We start from the raw sequence: 19,690 nt of genomic DNA on the forward strand, positions 1-19,690 counted from the left end.
CTGAACACTGAGTGACAAATCAAATAAAAAAGCCCATCGCATAGGATGAGCTTTTTAGCTTTAGGCTAGGATTAGAAGCGGTATTCGATACCTGCGCCAATGCCATAACCAGTTGTATCGACATTTGCTGTATAGACACCATCATTTACTTCAACTTCTTCGTTTAAGTAAGCACCATAGATGTGACCAGTGGTTGCTCGGTTAAAGCGATATTCACCACCAACAACAAAACGTTGTTTCTCAGAATTATCAAAACCGTAGTAGTTATCAACCAGATCAAGCTGACCGTAAACTGACCATGGGGTTTGATTTACAGCGTGCTTAGCACTGATAGTGACAGCATTTTCTTTCTTATCGCTATCATAGTCGGTGTTTTGATACAATGCACCAACTTTGGTCGCTGCAGATAGCTGATAGTCGCCGCTGACACGGATTGCTTTTAGTGCATCGCCCGCTTGGATGTAGCTGATACCTGCGCGGTATGGCTGACCTGCTGGCTCAAACTGAGCGGCGACACCAAATACATCACGAGTGACATCAGTTTCTAAGTCTTTCTTATCAAGATGACCTTTGTCGCTCAATCTATCAATAGTTGAACCTGAAGGGGCTAATGTTGCGTTAACATTATTATATTCATCCATAACATACATGGCAGAGAATGTTGCGCCATTGTAGTTTGGTGACACATAAGCAAATGCGTTGTTTGCGCGTGGGGCATCAAATGAAGCTAGAACATTATCACCACCCATAACAGCGCCTTGAGTTACGTTTGCATAGTCAACGCGTCCATCGATTGCCTTTAGACGACCAGCAAGTAGGGTACCGTATTCTTTGTTAGAAAGACCTAGGTAAGTATCGCGTGATTTAAACTGTTGAGAGTTGTCATCAACTTTTACGCCGTATTCTAGTTGGTAAACTAGGTCAGTGTTAGCAGTCAAAGCTTCTGAACCACGGAAACCAATACGTGAAGAGTTTGAATTCAATTTACTGCGTGTAGCATTACCATCCCAGTCTTCTGAGGCGGTAGCTCTTTGACCAGTAGCATTGGTTACTACCGTATAATCAGTATCGCCATCTTGAAGATCAAGCGTTAGGAACACTTTACCGTATACAGTTGGTGCAGCTTGTGCAGCAGTGATCGACAGAGCAGCGACTGCTGTTGCTAGAACTAGTTTTTTCATGGGTTTCTCCACTTTAAATCGGGCGTCGTTGCCCAGTACAATAGTACTTGTCAAAAAGATACACTGGCAGGATGCTGATGTATCGCTAACTATGATGGCAATCCATCATGGCACAGAGTAACATAAAATTACATACTGTAGCAATACGGACGACCAAACTTCATACTGTGACTATAGGATACCAACTTTGAAATATTTTGCAATACCTTAAACATGAAAAGTTTTGTAACATTTACAATTATTTTTATAAGTTATTGATATTTATTATATTTATGAAATATTAAATTTCTGTGATTTTTAATTTAACTGCTTAGATGAGCATAAAAATATACCCAAAAATGCTATTTTTATCCAAAATTCGGTTCACTCATGGTGTAAAATTTAAAAATTTGTTACAACTTAATCAGGCTTATTCATCTCAAAATCTTGACAAATGAAACATATGTAAGCTGAATTTTGGGCATCTATCATAATAATGTTACATGAGTGTGACGGTTAGATGGATTGACTTACCAGTCTAAATTTTATGAACTACTGGATCAAATACCCAAATCTTATCACTGCCCATATCTGAATGTAGGGCTTGGGCATTTGGCGATCATTTGGGCGATCAAGCTATGATATAATAAGCTGATTTTGAGAGTTTGAATAAGATATGAGTGACGCTATGATAACTTCTGAAGATGACTTGACGGTCATCACCACACACGCACGCGCCAAGACAGACATTAGCCATATCCATGAGTTTTTGGGCTGTCGCACTTCAGAGCGCTGGCTAAGCCTGGCGCGCGAGCATCTGCCATTACTACTCCAAGACCATGCTAACTGCGAGAAAAAAGCGGCAGGCACGGCGATGAATCTCATTTTTCGTTATGAATTTCATCGCACACTCCAAGAGCGTTTAGCGCAGCTGGTACGTGAAGAGATGCTACACTATGAGCAAGTGCTGTCATTGATGAAAGAGCGTGGCATTGATTGGCATTATCTGCCCGCAGGTCGCTACGCCAAGGGGCTTTTGAAGCACAAGCGCACCCATGAGCCTGCTGCGATGGTGGATGTGCTGATCATTGGAGCGTTCATTGAGGCGCGTTCTTGTGAGCGATTTGGGGCGCTGGCGGATGTCATAGAAGATGAAAAGTTGGCACGCTATTATAAGTATCTGCTCAAATCAGAAAGCCGTCATTATGAAGATTACTTAATGCTGGCTCGTTCTATCACAGATGACAGCATTGATGAGCGCGTGGCGTTTTTTCGGGACGTTGAGCGTGAGCTGATACAGTCGCCTGATGATGAGCTGCGGTTTCATAGCGGCACGCCAAGCGATACTTTGATGGCAAATGGCGTCCCACCAATCGCCACTCAATCCAAAGATCACTCTGCCAAAGTCAGCTAACTTAGTTTAGAGGTGTCCATCATGCATGATTTCCCAACGCCTGTCTATTCAGCCAATGCGATCAAAGAGTGGGAGAAGCGCTGGTTTGGGCTGGGTAATAGTAGCTTTGGGCTGATGCAGCAAGCAGCACTGGCGATGGCTAATACCCTAAAAACCCATCTCAAGCCTGGTGACTCTGTCTGTATCTGGTGCGGCGCTGGGAATAATGGCGGTGATGGTTATCTGCTTGGGGTGTATCTATCAGAGCATTATCAAGTGTCTATCTACCCTGCCCTGCCTGCCGTCAGCGCCGATGCGGTGCGTGCTTGTGACTGTGCGCTGGCTGCTGGCGTGCCTCTACTGCAGTCACCTAATGAGGCGGATGTGCATATCGATGCGTTATTTGGCAATGGTCTGACGCGTCCGCTTGATGCCGACTGGTGCGCTATCATCGAGCGATTTAATACCATGAAAGGTGTCAAAATCGCCATCGATTTTCCTTCGGGGCTGCATCCTGATACTGGCATGCCCCTGCCCTCCGCAGTCACGGCAGATATGACACTGTGCCTGATGGGCTATAAAGCTGGATTATTTATGGGTCATGCCAAAAGCCATGTCGGGCATCTCATCAATCACCCTTTGATCCCCAAAGACGAGCACCTGATTCCCATTGCCATGACAGATGATCGGCTGCCCAGACTGCCTGACAGATCTCAGCGCAGCAGTCATCTGCATAAGGGTAGCTTTGGGTCAGTGGCGGTCATCGGCGGCTCTGCGCTTATGGGCGGAGCTGCCTTGATGAGCGCTGAAGCCGCCATCCGAGTCGGTGCAGGTCGGGTAACGGTCATGACGCACCCCAATCACCATAGCGCCATCATCAGCAGAAGCCCTAATCTGATGCTTGGGCGCATCGATCAGATTGATCAAGCTTGGCTATCTGGAATAAATGCGGTATGCTTTGGCATGGGGCTTGGGCGTGATGAGTGGGCTCAGAGCATCTTCAAAGAATGGCTGGCGGCGCTCATGGCTCATCATATACCGACCGTACTCGATGCTGATGCGCTGTGGCATCTGGCAGATCAGCCTCGTCGCTTACCTGATCACTGTATCGGTACGCCGCACCATGCCGAAGCTGGGCGGCTTTTGGGCATCAGCGCTGCACAAGTTGAAGCTGATCGCATGGATGCCATCTGCCGCTTGCAGCTGCGTTATGGCGGTCAATGGGTGCTCAAAGGGGCAAATTCTTTAAGCATTGACGCCACAGGCAATATCAGCATCTGCACTCTCGGCAGCGCCGCCATGGCAACTGCAGGCATGGGCGATGTGCTGTCTGGCATGATGGCAGGTCTGCTCGCCCAAGATGCCGCCCTGCCCTGCGCTCAGATCGTCGCCCTACATGCCAAAAGCGGCGATATGCTGAGCCAACAGAGCATCTGTGCTGATGTCAATGAAATGGGTAGTATCGCCGCCAAGCTGCTCAAAACCAGCGCCATTTAATCTGATGATTAGCCCATAAACACCATACCAAATCAAAAAAACCTTTGCCAAATCATCAGTTTGACAAAGGTTTGTTAGTATTTAGTTTAATGGATTATAAATTGGGATTTAGCCACTTTTCAGCAGTCTTGATATCCCAGCCCTTACGGCGTGCATAGTCTTCTAGCTGATCAGTGCTGATTTTACCGACATTAAAATAAGTACTGTCAGGATGACTATAATAAAAGCCCGATACGCTTGACGGCGGCCACATGGCGAAGCTTTCGGTCAAGTAAGTGCCGATGGCATTCGTGGTGTCTAGCCAGTCAAACAGCTTGCCTTTTTCGGTGTGCTCAGGGCAAGCCGGATAGCCTGGCGCGGGGCGGATGCCGACATATTTTTCGCGGATCAGCTCTTCATTAGATAGGTTTTCGTCAGCTTGATAGCCCCAGTACTCTTTACGCACCAGTTCGTGGAGTTTTTCAGCGAAGCTTTCGGCAAAGCGGTCGCACACCGCCTGCACCATAATGGCATTGTAATCATCGCCCTTGGCTTTGTATTCATTTGCCAATTCTTCAGCACCAAAGATAGACACCGTAAAGCCGCCCAAATAATCATCGCCATTGGGCGAGATAAAGTCCGCTAGACTATAATTTGGCTTGCCAGTCACTTTATCCGACTGCTGGCGCAAGTGCTCAAACTGGTGCGCAGCATTGCCATGATCGTCGTACACGGTGACCGTATCGGCAGCGGTGCGCTTGGCTTTTTCAAGGCGTAGCACGGCTTTGGCGGTGACGAGTTTTTCTTTGATCAGCTTATCAATCATCGCATTGGCATTGGCAAATAAATCTTGGGCTTCTGCGCCGACCACCTCATCATCAAAGATTTTTGGGTATTTGCCCACCAAGCCCCACGAAATAAAAAACGGCGTCCAGTCAATGTAGGGCAGTAAATTCTCAATTGGATAATCATCAAAGATAATCTGCCCCGTAGCGTTTGGTACAGGCGGTGCGTAATTATCCCAGTCATATTTAAAGCCTTCGGCGATGGACTGCTCGTAGCTAAGCTTCGCCCCTTTTGGCTTACGATTGGCGAGACGCTCGCGCACTTCAGTATATTCAGCGCGTATGTCCGCCACAAAGTCTGCCTTTTTATCCTTGGATAATAATGTGGTCGCCACACCGACAGCACGGCTGGCATCTGCCACATAGACGACGACATCATTTTGATAATTTGGCTCAATCTTGACGGCAGTGTGCGCCTTAGAAGTCGTCGCACCGCCAATGAGTAGCGGCAGATGGAAGTTTTGCTCTTGCATTTGTTTGGCGACATAGACCATCTCATCTAGGCTTGGCGTGATAAGCCCTGACAGACCGATGATGTCCACTTTTTCATCTTTGGCGACTTGCAGAATCTTCTCTGAAGGCACCATCACGCCAAGATCGATGATTTCATAGCCATTACAGCCCAAGACCACGCCCACGATGTTTTTGCCGATGTCGTGAACATCGCCTTTGACCGTCGCCATCAGTACTTTACCCTTGGTTTCGCCGGCGACTTTTTCAGCTTCGATATATGGGTTTAGCCATGCGACAGCTTGCTTCATGACGCGCGCTGATTTGACAACCTGTGGCAAGAACATTTTTCCTGCCCCAAATAAATCACCCACCACATTCATCCCATCCATCAAAGGACCTTCGATGACATCCAAAGGACGCGGATATTTTAAGCGCGCCTCTTCGGTGTCTTCATTGATATATGTGGTGATACCCTTGACAAGTGCGTGCTCGATGCGTTTTTCGACAGGCAGCTCACGCCACGCCAAGTCAGCAGTGGCATCTTTTTTCTTATCGCCTGACTGATAATGCTCAGCAACCTCCAAAAGCTTTTCGGTGGCTTCGTTATTATCATTATTACGGTTTAAGATCACATCTTCGATGGCATTGCGTGCGCTTGGCTCAATCTCATCATAAAGCTCAAGCATGGCAGGATTGACGATGCCCATCGTCATGCCATTATTAATCGCGTGATACAAAAACACCGCATGAATCGCTTCACGAATCGGATTACCACGGAAACTGAACGACACATTCGACACACCGCCTGATACCATGGCGTTGGGCAGATTATCAGTGATCCACTTGGTGGCATTAATGAAGTCCACGCCATAGTTACTGTGCTCTTCGATGCCTGTCGCCACCGCAAAGATGTTCGGGTCAAAGATGATATCTTCGCTAGGGAAACCCACTTCGTTCACCAAAATATCATAAGAGCGCTGACAAATCTCAATCTTACGCGCTTCGGTATCAGCTTGACCCACTTCATCAAACGCCATGACAATCACCGCCGCACCATATCGCATACATAGGCGCGCTTTTTCGACAAATTCATCATAGCCTTCTTTCAGTGAGATGGAGTTGACGACCGCCTTGCCTTGCGTGCATTTTAGACCTGCTTCGATGATGTCCCATTTTGAGGAGTCAATCATCAAAGGCACACGGCTAATGTCAGGCTCAGAGGCGATGAGATTGACAAAATGGATCATCGCCTGCTTTGAGTCAAGCATCGCCTCATCCATGTTGATGTCCACAATTTGGGCGCCGCCTTCGACTTGGTCGCGCGCCACATCCAAAGCCTCGCTGTATTCTTCGTTTTTAATTAATCTTAAAAACTTCTTGGAGCCTGTGACGTTGGTGCGCTCACCGACATTGACAAATAAGCTATCACGCGTGATATTAAACGGCTCAAGCCCCGACAGTCGACAAGCAGGCACATACTCAGGCAGCTTACGCGGTGGATAAGGCGATACCATCTCCACAATCGTTTGGATATGTTCAGGCGTCGTGCCGCAGCAGCCGCCCACGATATTGACAATGCCTGATTTGGCGAAGCCTTGGACCATGGTGGCGGTCTCAATGGCAGTTTCGTCATATTCGCCAAATTCGTTCGGTAAACCTGCGTTGGGGTGCGCTGACACAAAGGTTTCGCACACATCAGACAGTGATTTGATGTGCGGCTTTAGGGCGTCTGCCCCCAAGGCACAGTTAAAGCCGATCGAGATGGGCTTGGCATGGCGTACAGAATTATAAAAAGCTTCTGCCGTCTGCCCTGACAGCGTGCGACCAGAAGCATCGGTAATCGTGCCGCTGATCATAATCGGCAACTCAAAGCCGATTTTCTCAAACACACCTGTCACCGCAAAAATCGCTGCCTTAGCGTTTAGGGTATCAAACACTGTCTCAATCAACAAAATGTCTGCACCGCCTTCGATCAATGCCAATGCAGATTCGGTATAATTATCCACAAGCTCATCAAAGGTAACATTACGAAAGGCAGGGTCATTGACATCTGGCGAGATAGAACAGGTGCGAGATGTCGGACCAATCACGCCCGCCACAAACCTTGGTTTATCTGGCGTTTTGGCGTTATATTCATCACACGCCAAGCGAGCCAGATGCGCTGCTTGCTTGTTGATCTCATACGCCAAATGCTCCATGCGATAGTCAGCCATCGAGATTTGAGTACCATTAAAGCTGTTGGTCTCGATGATGTCCGCGCCAGCCTCCAGATAGCTTTTGTGGATGGCGCTGATGATGTCAGGCTGCGTGAGTACAAGTAGATCGTTATTACCCTTCACATCATTGGCGATATCAGCGAAGCGCGCGCCGCGGTAGTCGCTTTCGGTCAGCTTATAATTTTGGATCTCGGTGCCCATCGCCCCATCCAAAAACAGCATCCGCGTTTTTAGCAGGTCCGTCAGACGCGCTTTATTCCCCGCTTGGATGTCTTTATAAGGAAAATCATCAGGCGGTGTTAGGATAAAATTGTCAGGATTGTGCGGTTTGTGCGTGGTGTTGGTGCTGCTCTGTACACTCATGAGTCATCCAAAATCTAAAATAAAATGAAGGTATTATACCACCATTCTGACTTGGTGAATATGGGGCAGATACCACCCCTCTTAAATCACTCCAAAATCCGCCACGACCGATGGCTAGTTATGCTTATAAGCATCGCCAAAATCATGCTATACTTAGCCTTTTAGATGGATATCGCCAAGGACTTTGCCGTGAAACTTTTTATGCTGAAAATTGGAGCGACACCCAAAGGTCGTTTGATCGAACAACACGATGTTTTCTTTGGTATTGCTGATGATGTCAAATCATTAATTCCGCATTTTGAGCAGGCGTGGCCAGAGATCACGGACATTTGGCATCTGGATGCATATCGCGCGGTCACTGCTGTCAATGGCTATCGCATCGAAGTTGTGCCGCGTGCGCAGCATTCTACCGATCAGCCTTGCGATGCTTTTGATGACGGTGATAATAAGCAGCTGTATTTTGTGAATTTGGGCGGTTATTTGCCAAATCATTTTGAGGAATTTCATCACAAACTGCTCATCGTCGCAAATAACATGTCGGAAGCGGTCGCCATCGCCAAGCGATCAGAATTTTATCAACAATTTGATATCACAGGCACGCGCGCCACATCGCATATTGATGATAAATATGGCGTGGATATTGATGAGATTCACCGAGTCGCTGATGTGCTACCCAAAGCCTTCAAGACACAGTATCAGCTGCGCATCACCGCCGATGAGGCAGCAAAAGATGATGAGATGGTGATTGGCTATCTGCCAAAAAAGCTGTTTGATTCAGATCTGATTTAGTTTGATATCAATAAATAACCAAAAAGTGAGTTATGAGCCCAACAACTTTACCACTGCCTTGGCAGCCGCCTGCCTTAAGTGCTGATTTTAAAAGCATGCCTGAAGACTTTATCGTCACTGAGATATTAGACATCGAACATTCAGGCAGTGGCGAACATCTATGGCTGCACATCACCAAGATCAATCTAAACACCGCTTATGTCGCCAAACTGCTTGCCACTTGGGCAGGCGTGCTTGCGCGAGATGTCGGCTACTCTGGGCTCAAAGATCGGCACGCGGTCACGCATCAGTGGTTTAGTATTCGCCTGCCCAGTCAGACCATGCCAGATATTTCTTTGGAAAATTTCACCAAAGCACATCTGAATGATGGCGAATCTTTCATACTCAATAAACTGACTTGGCACAATCGCAAACTCAACCGAGGCACGCACAAATACAATCATTTCGCCATTCGTCTGCGTCATCTTGAAGGCGATATCAGTGCCATAGATGAGACGCTTAAGCGCATCAAATCTGGCGGTGTGCCGAATTATTTTGGTGAGCAGCGTTTTGGCATTGAGGGTAAAAATCTTGATAAGGCTTATCGCTTTTTTGAAAAGCAGCTGATGAGCAATAAGCCCTATCGCCCCAACAAAAAGCTTGCCGAAAAAGATGGGCTGATGATATCAGCCGCCAGAAGCGCGCTGTTTAATGCCTTGCTTGGCAAGCGCGTGGCTGATGGCACCTGGAATCAGGCGCTCTTGGGCGATGTGTTTAATTTAGAAGGCACAGGCTCAATTTTTCAAGATGCGCTGACAGATGAGATCAAAAGTCGCGTCAAACAGTGCGACATCCACCCAACCGCACCACTCATGGGCATTGGCGATCGTCGTGATCGCGATACCGCTCGGGCGCTTTATGATACGCTGCTTGACGATGATCGTTATCAAACCCTTTGCCAAGGATTGATAAAAATTGGTGCCAAATTAGCATACCGCCCCCTTCGTCTGATGGTACATGATCTGACTTGGGAGCGATCAGGCGATGATCTGTGCCTTGAATTTAGACTACCCAAGGGTACATTTGCTACCGTTGTGATTCGTATGATCGTCCAAGAGTATCACTCCAAGCACACTTAGGATCATAAAAAGTCAGATACATCGCCTGGTGCGGAGATTGGGATTATTTGGCAAATTAGCGCTTGAGACGAACCATGATCCAAATCAGCGCAATAATGCCGATCACAGCGATCATCATCCCAACCACAGGAAATAAGATAGACACCGCCGAAAGCCCAATCGCCGCGCCCGTTTCCGCCATGCCGATGGCAGGATTGGCGCTGCCTGCCGTTGTGGCGGTCGATACGGCTCTGGTGGCAGCAGAGGTGGTCTTGATGGTCGCTGCCGCACCGCCGCCAGCGACGATGGCAAGCGCCCAAGTCATCGCAGGGCTAAATTCAGTCAAAGTACTTGCCATAACCAAAGTACCTGCCACGCCTGCCAAAGGCACCGCGATCGTATCAAGCAGATTATCCACAAATGGAATCAGATAAGCCATCGATTCGACCATGCTCGCCACGCCTAAGATGACCAAGGCAGAGAGGCTGCCAAGCCACTGCCACGAATCACTCAGTGGGATGATGCCAAAATGCGCTGCAATAGACAGCCCAAACAAAGGCACAAACACACGAAAACCCGTGCTTGCCGCAAGCCCAATGCCCAAGCAGATGCTCAATATCATCTCCATGCTCATCCCTTCCTTATTGATTATCTCAAATTAGCTTTGAGGAAAATATTTATCCAAGCCTTCTTCGATTCCCGAACTGATCACACCTTTTAGCGGTTTGGCGAACAGTCCAAGTTTGGCTTGAAAGGTGATTTTATCAGCGTCCAAAGTCGCTTGAGCATCCACACCTGCTTTATTGATGCTTGCGCTGTCTTTATCATCACCTTTGATGTAATTGATATTCAGACCAAACTCATTTTCCGCCTCTTGCAGCCATGCTTGCGCCTTAGCTCGCGCGCTCTCAAAATCCAAACTGTGCGTACGCTCAAAATAAATATCACTCATAAATAACCTTTTATCTTAGTCAATAAACTCAATTGACTTGTCATTTTAGCGTATTTTATCTTAAGATTGGGTGGCGTTTTGTAACTTACTAGACGCTCAAAACTAACACAGCAAGCTGCGCCAAGCCAGTTTGGCAGTTTTGTTAACATGAAAACTAAAAAATGGGCGTGCCACTGATCACACAGCCTGCACACCCATGACAGATTGGTGAGCCGTTTAGGTTTTTGGTAGGGTGACGCCTGTTTGACCTTGATATTTTCCGCCGCGATCTTTATAAGATGTTTGGCACACATCATCAGCATCCGATTGGAAAAACAGCATCTGTGCCACGCCTTCACCAGCATAGATACGCGCTGGCAAATTGGTGGTATTACTAAATTCTAAGGTGACATGCCCTTCCCATTCAGGCTCAAGCGGCGTGACATTGACGATAATGCCGCAGCGCGCATAGGTGGATTTACCCAAACAAATGGTCAACACATCTCTTGGAATACGAAAGTACTCAACCGTCCGCGCCAAGGCAAATGAGTTCGGTGGAATGATACACTCATCACCGATGATATCAATAAAACTGCGCTCATCGAAGTTTTTGGGATCAACGATGGCAGAATGTACATTGGTAAATACCTTAAATTCATTGGCGCAGCGTACATCATAGCCATAGCTTGAGGTGCCGTAGCTGACCAGCTTTTGACCTTGAGCGTTATAGCGCACCTGATGGGGCTCAAACGGCTCAATCATGCCATGAGTTTCAGCCATTTGACGAATCCAGCGATCTGATTTGATAGACATTGTTCACTCTTATGTGTTTAAATTGCTTTTTATTATAGAGTATTTACCCCGTCTTTTGTAGTGCTGATTTGAACAAATCCGCCCAAGCACCCTTCCAATTAATCCACAGTTTTTGTCGGGAATTTGTTGTGTGATGCTTGTGAAATTCTTGATATCTGCTAATATATCAAGAATTGATTAGGGATAAACTGCTCAAAAGGATAACTTGAATGAATCGCTTTGATTTTAGTACCGCGCCTTATAATGCGCTTGCCAATCATCAAAGGCAAGTACTTGAAAAATCGACAGATATTGTGTTTTTTGATGACAATGCTGCCATCATTGAAGCGCAAGATAGCATTGATACGTTATATATCGTCATCAAAGGCATGGTCAAAGAAATTGATGCCAGTGGCGAGGTGTTGGCACTGTATCACCCTTCGGACAGTTTTGATACACGGGCGCTGTTTGAGCAGTCGTATCGGCACAGCTTTATTGCAGTTGAGCAAAGTTTATTATACGCCATCCCCAAAACTGTCATCCGTGCGCTCATCGAAGAAAATGGCGAATTTGGCGCTTACTTTTTTGCCAATATCGCCGATAAGCTCAAAGATCAATCTGGTAATCGCCGCGAAAATGAGTTGGCGGGGCTATTCACCGCCAAAGTGCGTGATGCTTATCGCTCGTATGATGAGCTGTATGATGGCTCGATCAGCTTGATCGACGCTGCCAAAACCATGCAAGCAAACAAATCCAAATCCTTACTCATCCATCATGATGGCAAAATCGGCTTAGTGACCGAGTCGGTATTTCGTGATGCCTTCATTCACTCATCAGACACGCTCAATCCCAATGATGCCACGCATCTGTGGGCACGCTTTGATTTGATCTGTGCTGATGCCGATGATTTTATGTTCAGTGCACTACTAAAAATGATGAATCATCGCATTCAGCGCGTGGTCGTCACCACTAACGGTGATCCCATTGGCGTGCTTGAACAAATTGATATTTTAGCATTTTTATCCAATCACAGCCATTTGATTGCCGAAAAATTAGAAGTTGCAACCAGTCTAGATGATCTGACCCAAGTAGCTTCACAAATGAACCATACCATCTCAGCACTCTACGCCAATGGTATGCAAGCCAAACAATTAGCCCAACTGATGCAAGTGCTCAATAGCCGCCTGTTTGAAAAAGCGTGGCGAATGATTGCGCCTGCGGAACTTGTGGTAAACTCTTGTTTGGTTGTGATGGGTTCTGAAGGTCGAGGTGAACAAGTTTTAAAGACCGATCAAGACAATGCCCTGATCGTCCGTGATGGCATTGATATGCAGATGGTGCGACCTTATGCCGAGCGCTTTTCTGACATTTTGGCTGCATTTGGATATCCGCCCTGCCCAGGCAAAATTATGGTCAATAACCCATCATGGTGTCAGCCGGTGAGTGAATTTAAGCAGACGGTGGGCAACTGGTGCAAAAATCCGACGCCTGACCATATGATGAATTTGGCGATTTTTATGGATGCCAAATGTGTCAGTGGTGACGAAACACTGCTTGATGAAGTACGCGCGCACCTAAATGTGTATCTAGACAGCGATGTGGGGATGCTGATGAGTTTTGCGCGGGCAGTGAATCAGTTTGACGAAGATGGGCGCGGATTTTTTGCGCAGATTTTGGGTCAAAAAAAGCACAAAATGGACATCAAAAAAATGGGGACATTTCCTGTGGTGCATGGCGCGCGTGCGTTGGCGCTCAAGGCAAAAATCAACGAAACCAACACCTTTGAGCGCATCGCTCGGCTATCACAGATGGGCTTGATCGAAAAACAGCTTAGCCAAGATGTCTCAGAGGCATTGGCATATCTGATGAACACACGCCTAAAAAACGGGCTATCAGCGCTCAAGCATAACCAAGAACTCACCCCAAACCAAATTGATACTGAAAATTTATCCACACTTGAGCGAGATTTATTAAAAGATGCTTTGCAAGTTGTGAAGCGGTTTAAGCACCATGTCAGCAGTCAGTTCAATCTGCAATATTCATAGGGCGTATTATGTTTGACAAGTTAATACATCAATATTATCGCCGTCAGCTCAAGGATAAGCGCTATGAATTTTTGTACGACACGCATCCTGATGAATTGGTCAGCTTTGATTGTGAGACGACCAGTCTCAATGTCTCCGAAGCTCAAATCATCTCCATCGGCGCCGTCAAAATCCGTGGCAATCGCATCTTAACCAGTGAAACTTTTGAAATTTTAATCAAGCCTGAGGGCATGATGCAAGCAACAAATGTGACCATTCACGGGCTAAGACCTAAGGACTTGAGCGGTGGCGTCAAGGTGGACTATGCCATTGAGCAGTTTTTACAATTTGTGGGCGGGCGACCGCTTGTGGGATATTTTTTGGAATATGATGTGGCGATGGTCAATAAGTTTTTAAAACCCATGCTTGGTATCAAGTTGCCACAGCCACAAATTGAAGTCTCTCGGCTATTTCATGCCCAAGAAACCAAAAATAAATACTATGACAGCTATGTGGATTTGACCATGGCAGGAATGGTCAAATCCTTAGGGATACCCGATTTACCAAGGCATGATGCTTTGAACGACGCCATCAATGTGGCGATGATGTACCTTGCCTTAAAGCATCGAAAAGTATAGCTAAAACTTGGTAGAATTTAATAAAATAAAATTCATTTAATTCACAAATCATTTACCAAGCAAAATCACCATCTTGGCGGTGTGCTTAACGAGTCTATCAAGCCATCGTCGCGCCACGATCATATCAAGCGCATCAGAGGCGTGATGCTGCGTCTGCGCGGACTGCTCAATGATTGATAAACGCACATCATTTTTTTGGGCTTTCATATTATCGCCAAACGCCACGAAGCTGTCCACAAATTGGCTTGGCAAGAGTTTTGGCATATTGTACAAAAATGCCGTCAGCTCTTCAAACTGATCCACCGCACGCACCAAATGATCCTCTAAATCCGTGCGCAACAAATCAATATAAGCACCATTGAGCAAATCATCACGAATCACACGAATATAAACCACCAACTGCAAAAGTGCCATCAGCCTTTCTTGATCGGCTTGCGACTGAGGCACGGGCATCTTTTGTAAATACTCGTCCACCCGAGCCAGACTGTCATCGAGCGCGCCGACGCTGATTTGAGTGCCTAAGATTTGCCCACGGCAGGCTTGGATGAATTGCTCAAAAGTCTCGGCGGTCGTCTGACACAGCGCATGTTTTGCAGCGCCGATGGCGACAGCGGGCACCGAAAATAAGCTATCATCCAGATAATGCGTGTGACCTGCATCAATTTTTTCAGGGATCAATTTTTCAAGCAGCAGTTGAAATTGATGCGTAAATGGCATAAAAATCAGCGCACCCATCGCACTAAATGCCGTATGAAAAAAGGCAATGACCAAAACATCATCCCAAGTTGCCAAAAACGAGTTTTGGGTCAGCCATAAAGTCGCAGGCATCAGCACAAAGAACGCCACCACTGCCGTCCCTAGGTTAAATACCACATGCACCGCTGCCGTACGCTTAGCACTCACTGTCGCACCGATGGCTGCCAATATCGCCGTAGCCACCGTACCAATATTTTGCCCAATCACCAAAATCAGTGCTTGTGGCATGTCAATCGCCCCGCCTGCCAGCGCAGCCAAAGTCGCTGCAATCGCTGCACTCGATGACTGAAGCAGGATCGTCATAATGATCCCAACCAGCACCAATAGCAGCTGAGTAAGCAGTGTATCGCCTGAAAATCTGCCCAAGTCCACCTGATTGGCGACGCCCGCCATCGACTCTTGCAAAAAATCAATACCAATGAACAAAAGCCCAAAGCCCGCCAACGCAAGCCCCAACAAGCCCATGGTATTACGCCCCAAAAGCTTCATCAGTGCGCCCACGCCCACCATCGGCAAAGCCACCATCGATACCGAAAATTTCAGCCCAAGCAAAGCCACCATCCAGCCTGTGCTGGTCGTACCGATATTGGCGCCGATGATCACGCCGATGGCTTGAGCAAACGACAAAACGCCTGCACTAACAAAGCCAATGGTTGCCAAAGTGGTGGCGGTCGACGACTGCACTACCAGCGTAAAGCCAATGCCCGATAGCATCGCCTTAGTCGGCGAACCAGTAAAACGCCCAAGCCATGCGCGCAAGCTTTCGCCCGCCATCGCCTTTAGGCTGTCCGTCATCAGACTCATGCCAAGCAAAAATAGCCCAATCCCGCCACACAGCTGAATGATGATTTGTTGCATAATTTTCTTAAGTTTATGGATGAGAATCAAAGGCAGTTGCACTGCTTTTCGGTTTAAAATAAAAAGTGTTTTATATGCACTATACCAGCCAAGGCACCAGCAGCGGCGCCAAAAATGCCGTCATAATGCCATTTAGAATCAAACCCAGCGTGGCATAAGCCACATAACGCCCGCCCAGCTGCATTGAGCGCACTGTGCCAAGCGCATGTGATGCCGAACCAAGCGACAGCCCCATACCCATCGGCAATCTCATGCCTGATCGATAAAGTATCCAAACACCAAAAATCTGACCCACCACGCCTGCAATCAGTACAGTTGCCGCTGTGATGCCAATGATCCCGCCCAAAGCTTCGGTCACTTCAATGGCAATCGGCATCGTCACAGACTTCGCCGCCGTCGCGATCATACTGTCATGACTGCCGCCCAGTGCCCGCACGATCCACACGCCCGAGACAATGCCCACAACACTCGCTACAAATTGAGACACCAAAATCGGCAGCCACTGCGCACGAATTTTTTGCCACTGAATATACAAAGGCACCGCCAAACAGACCACCACAGGCTGAAGCCAAAAGGTGATATAGCTACTGGCTTTATCAAACGCTTGCCACTCAATATCAGCAAATTTTAAGATCAAGATAACAACAATGGTGGTCACCAAAGTCGGGTTAATCAAAGGCTGATTAAGGCGTGCTCTTGCCCAAACTGATAGCTCAAACACCCCCATCAAAAGCATCAGTAATAAAAATGGGCTGGTAGACAGCGTCGGATACAGCGTCATCAATTGATTCATCAGACTTATCTACCTTGTTTTTTGATGGCTTGAGCGTGGGATTTTTGACGCTTTCTTAGCCAAGTATATGAGCCTGCCGAAGTCAGCAGCACCAAGATCGTGCTGACGCTCACGCCGATGATCAGCACCCAAAAATCATCACGAATGATATCCAGATATTGCATGATGGAAATACAAGCAGGCACGACAAGCAGCACCAAATAATCCATCAATACTTTGGCAAGTTTTTCGATGGTGGTCAGCTTGACCAATCCTGTCTGCAGCGCCAAAAATAGCAAAATCAGCCCAATCACACTCGGCGGCAGCGGCAAATCAAATAAACCCACGATGACCTGACCCAAAAATAAGCACCCAAATACAATCATTATCGCTTTTAAGACCATGACACATCCTTATACTGTATCGCTGTATGGCTGATAAAAATCAAGACTTAAGCCCCATGGCATAAGTTGCCACCAAAGGCTTGATGCCTGGCACTTTATCAAAACAAATCAAGCCCACATTACGCGCAAACTTCATCACAGGATTGGGGTGACAAAAGCTGCCAACGACGGTATCGCAGAATTTGATGACGCGTTTTTGGTCTTTTTGGCGAGCATTTTCATAACGGATTAAGCGATCATATTGACCCAAATCCACCTGATTGCCTTCTTTGGCGACTGCGTTTGCCAGCATATTTGCCAGTGCATACGCATCTCTTAGGCACAGATTAAATCCTTGACCTGCCACAGGATGCAGGGTATGAGCAGCATTACCCATGATGACGAAGCGACCCGACACCTGACGATGCGCCAGTACTTTGGTCAGTGGATAGGCGCCGCGCTTGCCTGTCGCCACAAATCGCCCTGCCGCCGCCCCAAAGACTGTTTGGAGCGTCTGAAGATAATAATCATCATCACCCAAATATCGCCCTTCTTCACCTTTTGGACAAATAAACACCACTGAGCGGCGATAGCCTGCCGTCTGATCTGTTCCGCCATCACCGACGCCATCCGTCAAAGGCAACACCGCCAAAGGTCCAGCCGTACTAAAGCGCTCAATCGCTGTATGTTCATGCGCTTTGTCAGTTTGTACCACGCCGACGATGCCCACTTGCTCATAGTCGTGAGTATCGACACCGATATTTAATAGACTGCGCACCGCCGAATGCTGCCCATCACAAGCCACCACAAGCGGCGCTGTTAAGGTTTTGATTTGATCGTCATCAAATTTCACCGTAATGCTTGCACTGACTTCATCTTGAGCTATATCAATCACACTTGCGCCATCGTACAAGTCAATCAAAGGACTGTCCTTGACCGCCAGTAATAATTGCCTGCCCAAATGTGCGTTTTCCATCACTTGCCCAAAGCTTTCCACGCCTTCTTCGTGTTTATTTAAGGTGGCATGCCCAAAGCTGCCAAGCTCACTGATTTTCACTTGATCAATATGACAGGCGTGACTCTGAAGACGCGGCCAAAGCCCAATTTCTTGATAAATCTGCACCGTGCGGCGCGACAATGCCGTATTACGGCTGTCTAAGTACTGCGTGCGTGCGCGATCTTCGTCAGGCTCAATGGTCGGATAGCGATGATGCTCAACAAGCGTGCTTTTGATGCCATGATGCGCCAACAATAAAGCAAATGATAAGCCGACATTACCACCGCCGACGATCAATACCCTCTCCTGAGTCTGTGCCATATCAATTTCCTACTTATCTTAAGGATTAAAAGGCGATATTTTAGCATTTTTGTAGAATGATTTGGCAAAATTGACAGATTATTTGATAAACACAACTTTTCGGTGGTTTGAGCGAATAAAGCCCAAGATGAACCATTCATTAGTCATATCAAATTGATTATACAAATCATCTTAATTTGAAAGTTTTTATCACTCAATCCTATTAGCCTCATCTGTGCTACAATATGGCACAAATTTTATCCAAAATAAGACTATGACTACTCTTCACTCCCATCTGCCAACCTTAAGTGAAAAATTCACCATTGCCATGATTGGATTTTTTGCGTTTTTGCAGGTGTATTCGGTTCAGGCGATTTTACCTGTGCTGATGACAGATCTTCAGGCGACCGAAGTTCAAGCAGGGATGGCAGTAGGTGCGACCGTGCTTGCCATTGCGCTGATCTCACCATTTATGGGCATGCTGTCTGATGCTGTCGGCAGAAAGCCGTTCATTGTCGGCTCACTGCTTATGCTTACGCTGCCAACAGCGCTGATTGGTATGGCAAGCAGTATCCATGAAGTGATTTTTTGGCGGTTTTTACAAGGGGTGAGCGTACCTGGCATTACAGTGGTCTTGATTGCTTATATCAGTGAAGAATACAGCTCTAAACTTGCAACCATGATGTCACTTTATGTCTCAGGGACGGTGCTTGGCGGTTTTAGTGGGCGGTTTTTTGCCGGACATTTGGAGCATTTTATTGGTTGGCGCTACGGCTATGTGGTGATGGCAATATGCACCTTGATTGGTGCGCTGTGGGCATGGAAATCTCTGCCCCGTTCACAAAATTTTATCATTTCTGAAAATTTTCGCACAGCATTCACCACGCTATTTTCGCATGCCAAAAATCCCCACGTCATTTGTAGTGGTTTTTTGGGAGCGTGCGTATTGTTTAGCTTGGTGGGCTGTTTTACATTCATCAATCTTCATCTGTCAGAAAGTCCATATCTGCTCACGCCTGCCAACCTTGCCAATATTTTTGCCATTTATTTGATAGGTATGGTCATCACGCCATTATCCGCGCGCGTGGTGACACGCTTTGGGATGACCTCTACGATACTTATGGCGGTTTTGATATCTATTAGCGGTATATTGATGACATTATTTACACCTTTGAGCGTGGTGATTGTGGGGCTGACCTTGATGTCCTCTGGCGTGTTCATCACTCAGTCTGCGACCATCAGCTATTTGACCAGTCATGTCAGCGAAGGTCGATCATTGGCGTCAGGGCTATATTATATGGGTTATTATGGCGGTGGCTTCATCGGTGCGTGGGCATGTGCCTTGGCTTATGCTCAAGGCAAATGGCTGTGGACCGTTGGTCTGATCTTAGTGGTTCAGATGATTGCTTTGGGCGTCGTGACTGTGTTTATGCGAAAGCACGCTTAA

Annotated in this window: 16 protein-coding genes; 7 read left to right on the forward strand and 9 right to left on the reverse strand. The window is 47.0% G+C overall.

Annotation, left to right across the window (positions count from 1 at the left end):
* Positions 1-71: 71 nt before the first annotated feature.
* Entirely contained in the window at positions 72-1,181 is a 1,110-nt protein-coding gene (locus U0021_RS01660; protein WP_114800081.1) for a porin, read from the reverse strand.
* Positions 1,182-1,848: 667 nt separating this feature from the next.
* On the opposite strand from U0021_RS01660, the gene miaE reads away from it, so the two are divergent.
* Complete coding sequence (gene miaE, locus U0021_RS01665) at positions 1,849-2,574, forward strand: tRNA-(ms[2]io[6]A)-hydroxylase (RefSeq protein ID WP_407666569.1); 726 nt, start codon at positions 1,849-1,851, stop codon at positions 2,572-2,574.
* A 21-nt stretch (positions 2,575-2,595) separates the two neighbouring features.
* Positions 2,596-4,050 carry an NAD(P)H-hydrate dehydratase gene (locus U0021_RS01670; protein WP_114800082.1) on the forward strand — a complete coding sequence of 485 codons (1,455 nt, stop codon included), beginning with the start codon at positions 2,596-2,598 and terminating at the stop codon, positions 4,048-4,050.
* Between the two features lie 94 nt (positions 4,051-4,144).
* Here the strand turns inward: U0021_RS01670 and metH are convergent, their stop codons facing one another.
* Positions 4,145-7,906 carry a methionine synthase gene (gene metH, locus U0021_RS01675; protein WP_114800083.1) on the reverse strand — a complete coding sequence of 1,254 codons (3,762 nt, stop codon included), beginning with the start codon at positions 7,904-7,906 and terminating at the stop codon, positions 4,145-4,147.
* A gap of 189 nt (positions 7,907-8,095) precedes the next feature.
* Between metH and U0021_RS01680 the strand changes: the two genes are divergently transcribed.
* Positions 8,096-8,695 (forward strand): DUF1543 domain-containing protein, encoded by a 600-nt coding sequence (locus U0021_RS01680; RefSeq protein ID WP_205276499.1) that lies wholly within the window; start codon positions 8,096-8,098, stop codon positions 8,693-8,695.
* A 32-nt stretch (positions 8,696-8,727) separates the two neighbouring features.
* The gene (gene truD, locus U0021_RS01685; RefSeq protein ID WP_114800085.1) at positions 8,728-9,813 is read left to right on the forward strand and encodes a tRNA pseudouridine(13) synthase TruD; all 1,086 of its coding nucleotides are present in this window, start codon (positions 8,728-8,730) and stop codon (positions 9,811-9,813) included.
* A gap of 55 nt (positions 9,814-9,868) precedes the next feature.
* Here the strand turns inward: truD and U0021_RS01690 are convergent, their stop codons facing one another.
* From U0021_RS01690 to dcd, 3 genes are all read right to left on the reverse strand, one after another.
* Positions 9,869-10,420, reverse strand: coding sequence for a DUF4126 domain-containing protein (locus U0021_RS01690; RefSeq protein WP_264756293.1), 552 nt, complete (start codon positions 10,418-10,420; stop codon positions 9,869-9,871).
* A 30-nt stretch (positions 10,421-10,450) separates the two neighbouring features.
* Positions 10,451-10,744 (reverse strand): polyhydroxyalkanoic acid system family protein, encoded by a 294-nt coding sequence (locus U0021_RS01695; RefSeq protein WP_114800087.1) that lies wholly within the window; start codon positions 10,742-10,744, stop codon positions 10,451-10,453.
* Between the two features lie 216 nt (positions 10,745-10,960).
* Positions 10,961-11,536, reverse strand: coding sequence for a dCTP deaminase (dcd, locus tag U0021_RS01700; protein WP_078255651.1), 576 nt, complete (start codon positions 11,534-11,536; stop codon positions 10,961-10,963).
* A 209-nt stretch (positions 11,537-11,745) separates the two neighbouring features.
* On the opposite strand from dcd, the gene U0021_RS01705 reads away from it, so the two are divergent.
* Complete coding sequence (locus U0021_RS01705) at positions 11,746-13,560, forward strand: DUF294 nucleotidyltransferase-like domain-containing protein (RefSeq protein WP_114800088.1); 1,815 nt, start codon at positions 11,746-11,748, stop codon at positions 13,558-13,560.
* An 8-nt stretch (positions 13,561-13,568) separates the two neighbouring features.
* On the forward strand, positions 13,569-14,177 hold the full coding sequence (locus tag U0021_RS01710; protein ID WP_049235716.1) for a 3'-5' exonuclease: 609 nt from the start codon (positions 13,569-13,571) through the stop codon (positions 14,175-14,177).
* Positions 14,178-14,225: 48 nt separating this feature from the next.
* Here U0021_RS01710 and U0021_RS01715 read toward each other — a convergent pair whose 3' ends face one another.
* The 4 genes from U0021_RS01715 to U0021_RS01730 form a co-directional block, all read right to left on the reverse strand.
* Positions 14,226-15,791 carry a Na/Pi cotransporter family protein gene (locus U0021_RS01715; protein WP_114800089.1) on the reverse strand — a complete coding sequence of 522 codons (1,566 nt, stop codon included), beginning with the start codon at positions 15,789-15,791 and terminating at the stop codon, positions 14,226-14,228.
* A 79-nt stretch (positions 15,792-15,870) separates the two neighbouring features.
* A complete protein-coding gene (locus U0021_RS01720; RefSeq protein WP_114800090.1) occupies positions 15,871-16,584 on the reverse strand; it encodes an LrgB family protein in 714 nt (237 codons plus the stop codon).
* A gap of 5 nt (positions 16,585-16,589) precedes the next feature.
* Positions 16,590-16,967 (reverse strand): CidA/LrgA family protein, encoded by a 378-nt coding sequence (locus tag U0021_RS01725; protein ID WP_078255648.1) that lies wholly within the window; start codon positions 16,965-16,967, stop codon positions 16,590-16,592.
* Positions 16,968-17,007: 40 nt separating this feature from the next.
* Positions 17,008-18,264 carry an FAD-dependent monooxygenase gene (locus tag U0021_RS01730; protein ID WP_114800091.1) on the reverse strand — a complete coding sequence of 419 codons (1,257 nt, stop codon included), beginning with the start codon at positions 18,262-18,264 and terminating at the stop codon, positions 17,008-17,010.
* A 253-nt stretch (positions 18,265-18,517) separates the two neighbouring features.
* On the opposite strand from U0021_RS01730, the gene U0021_RS01735 reads away from it, so the two are divergent.
* Complete coding sequence (locus U0021_RS01735) at positions 18,518-19,690, forward strand: MFS transporter (protein ID WP_114800111.1); 1,173 nt, start codon at positions 18,518-18,520, stop codon at positions 19,688-19,690.

It is taken from the genome of Moraxella canis (genome assembly GCF_034424565.1).
Classification (GTDB): Bacteria; Pseudomonadota; Gammaproteobacteria; order Pseudomonadales; family Moraxellaceae; genus Moraxella; species Moraxella canis.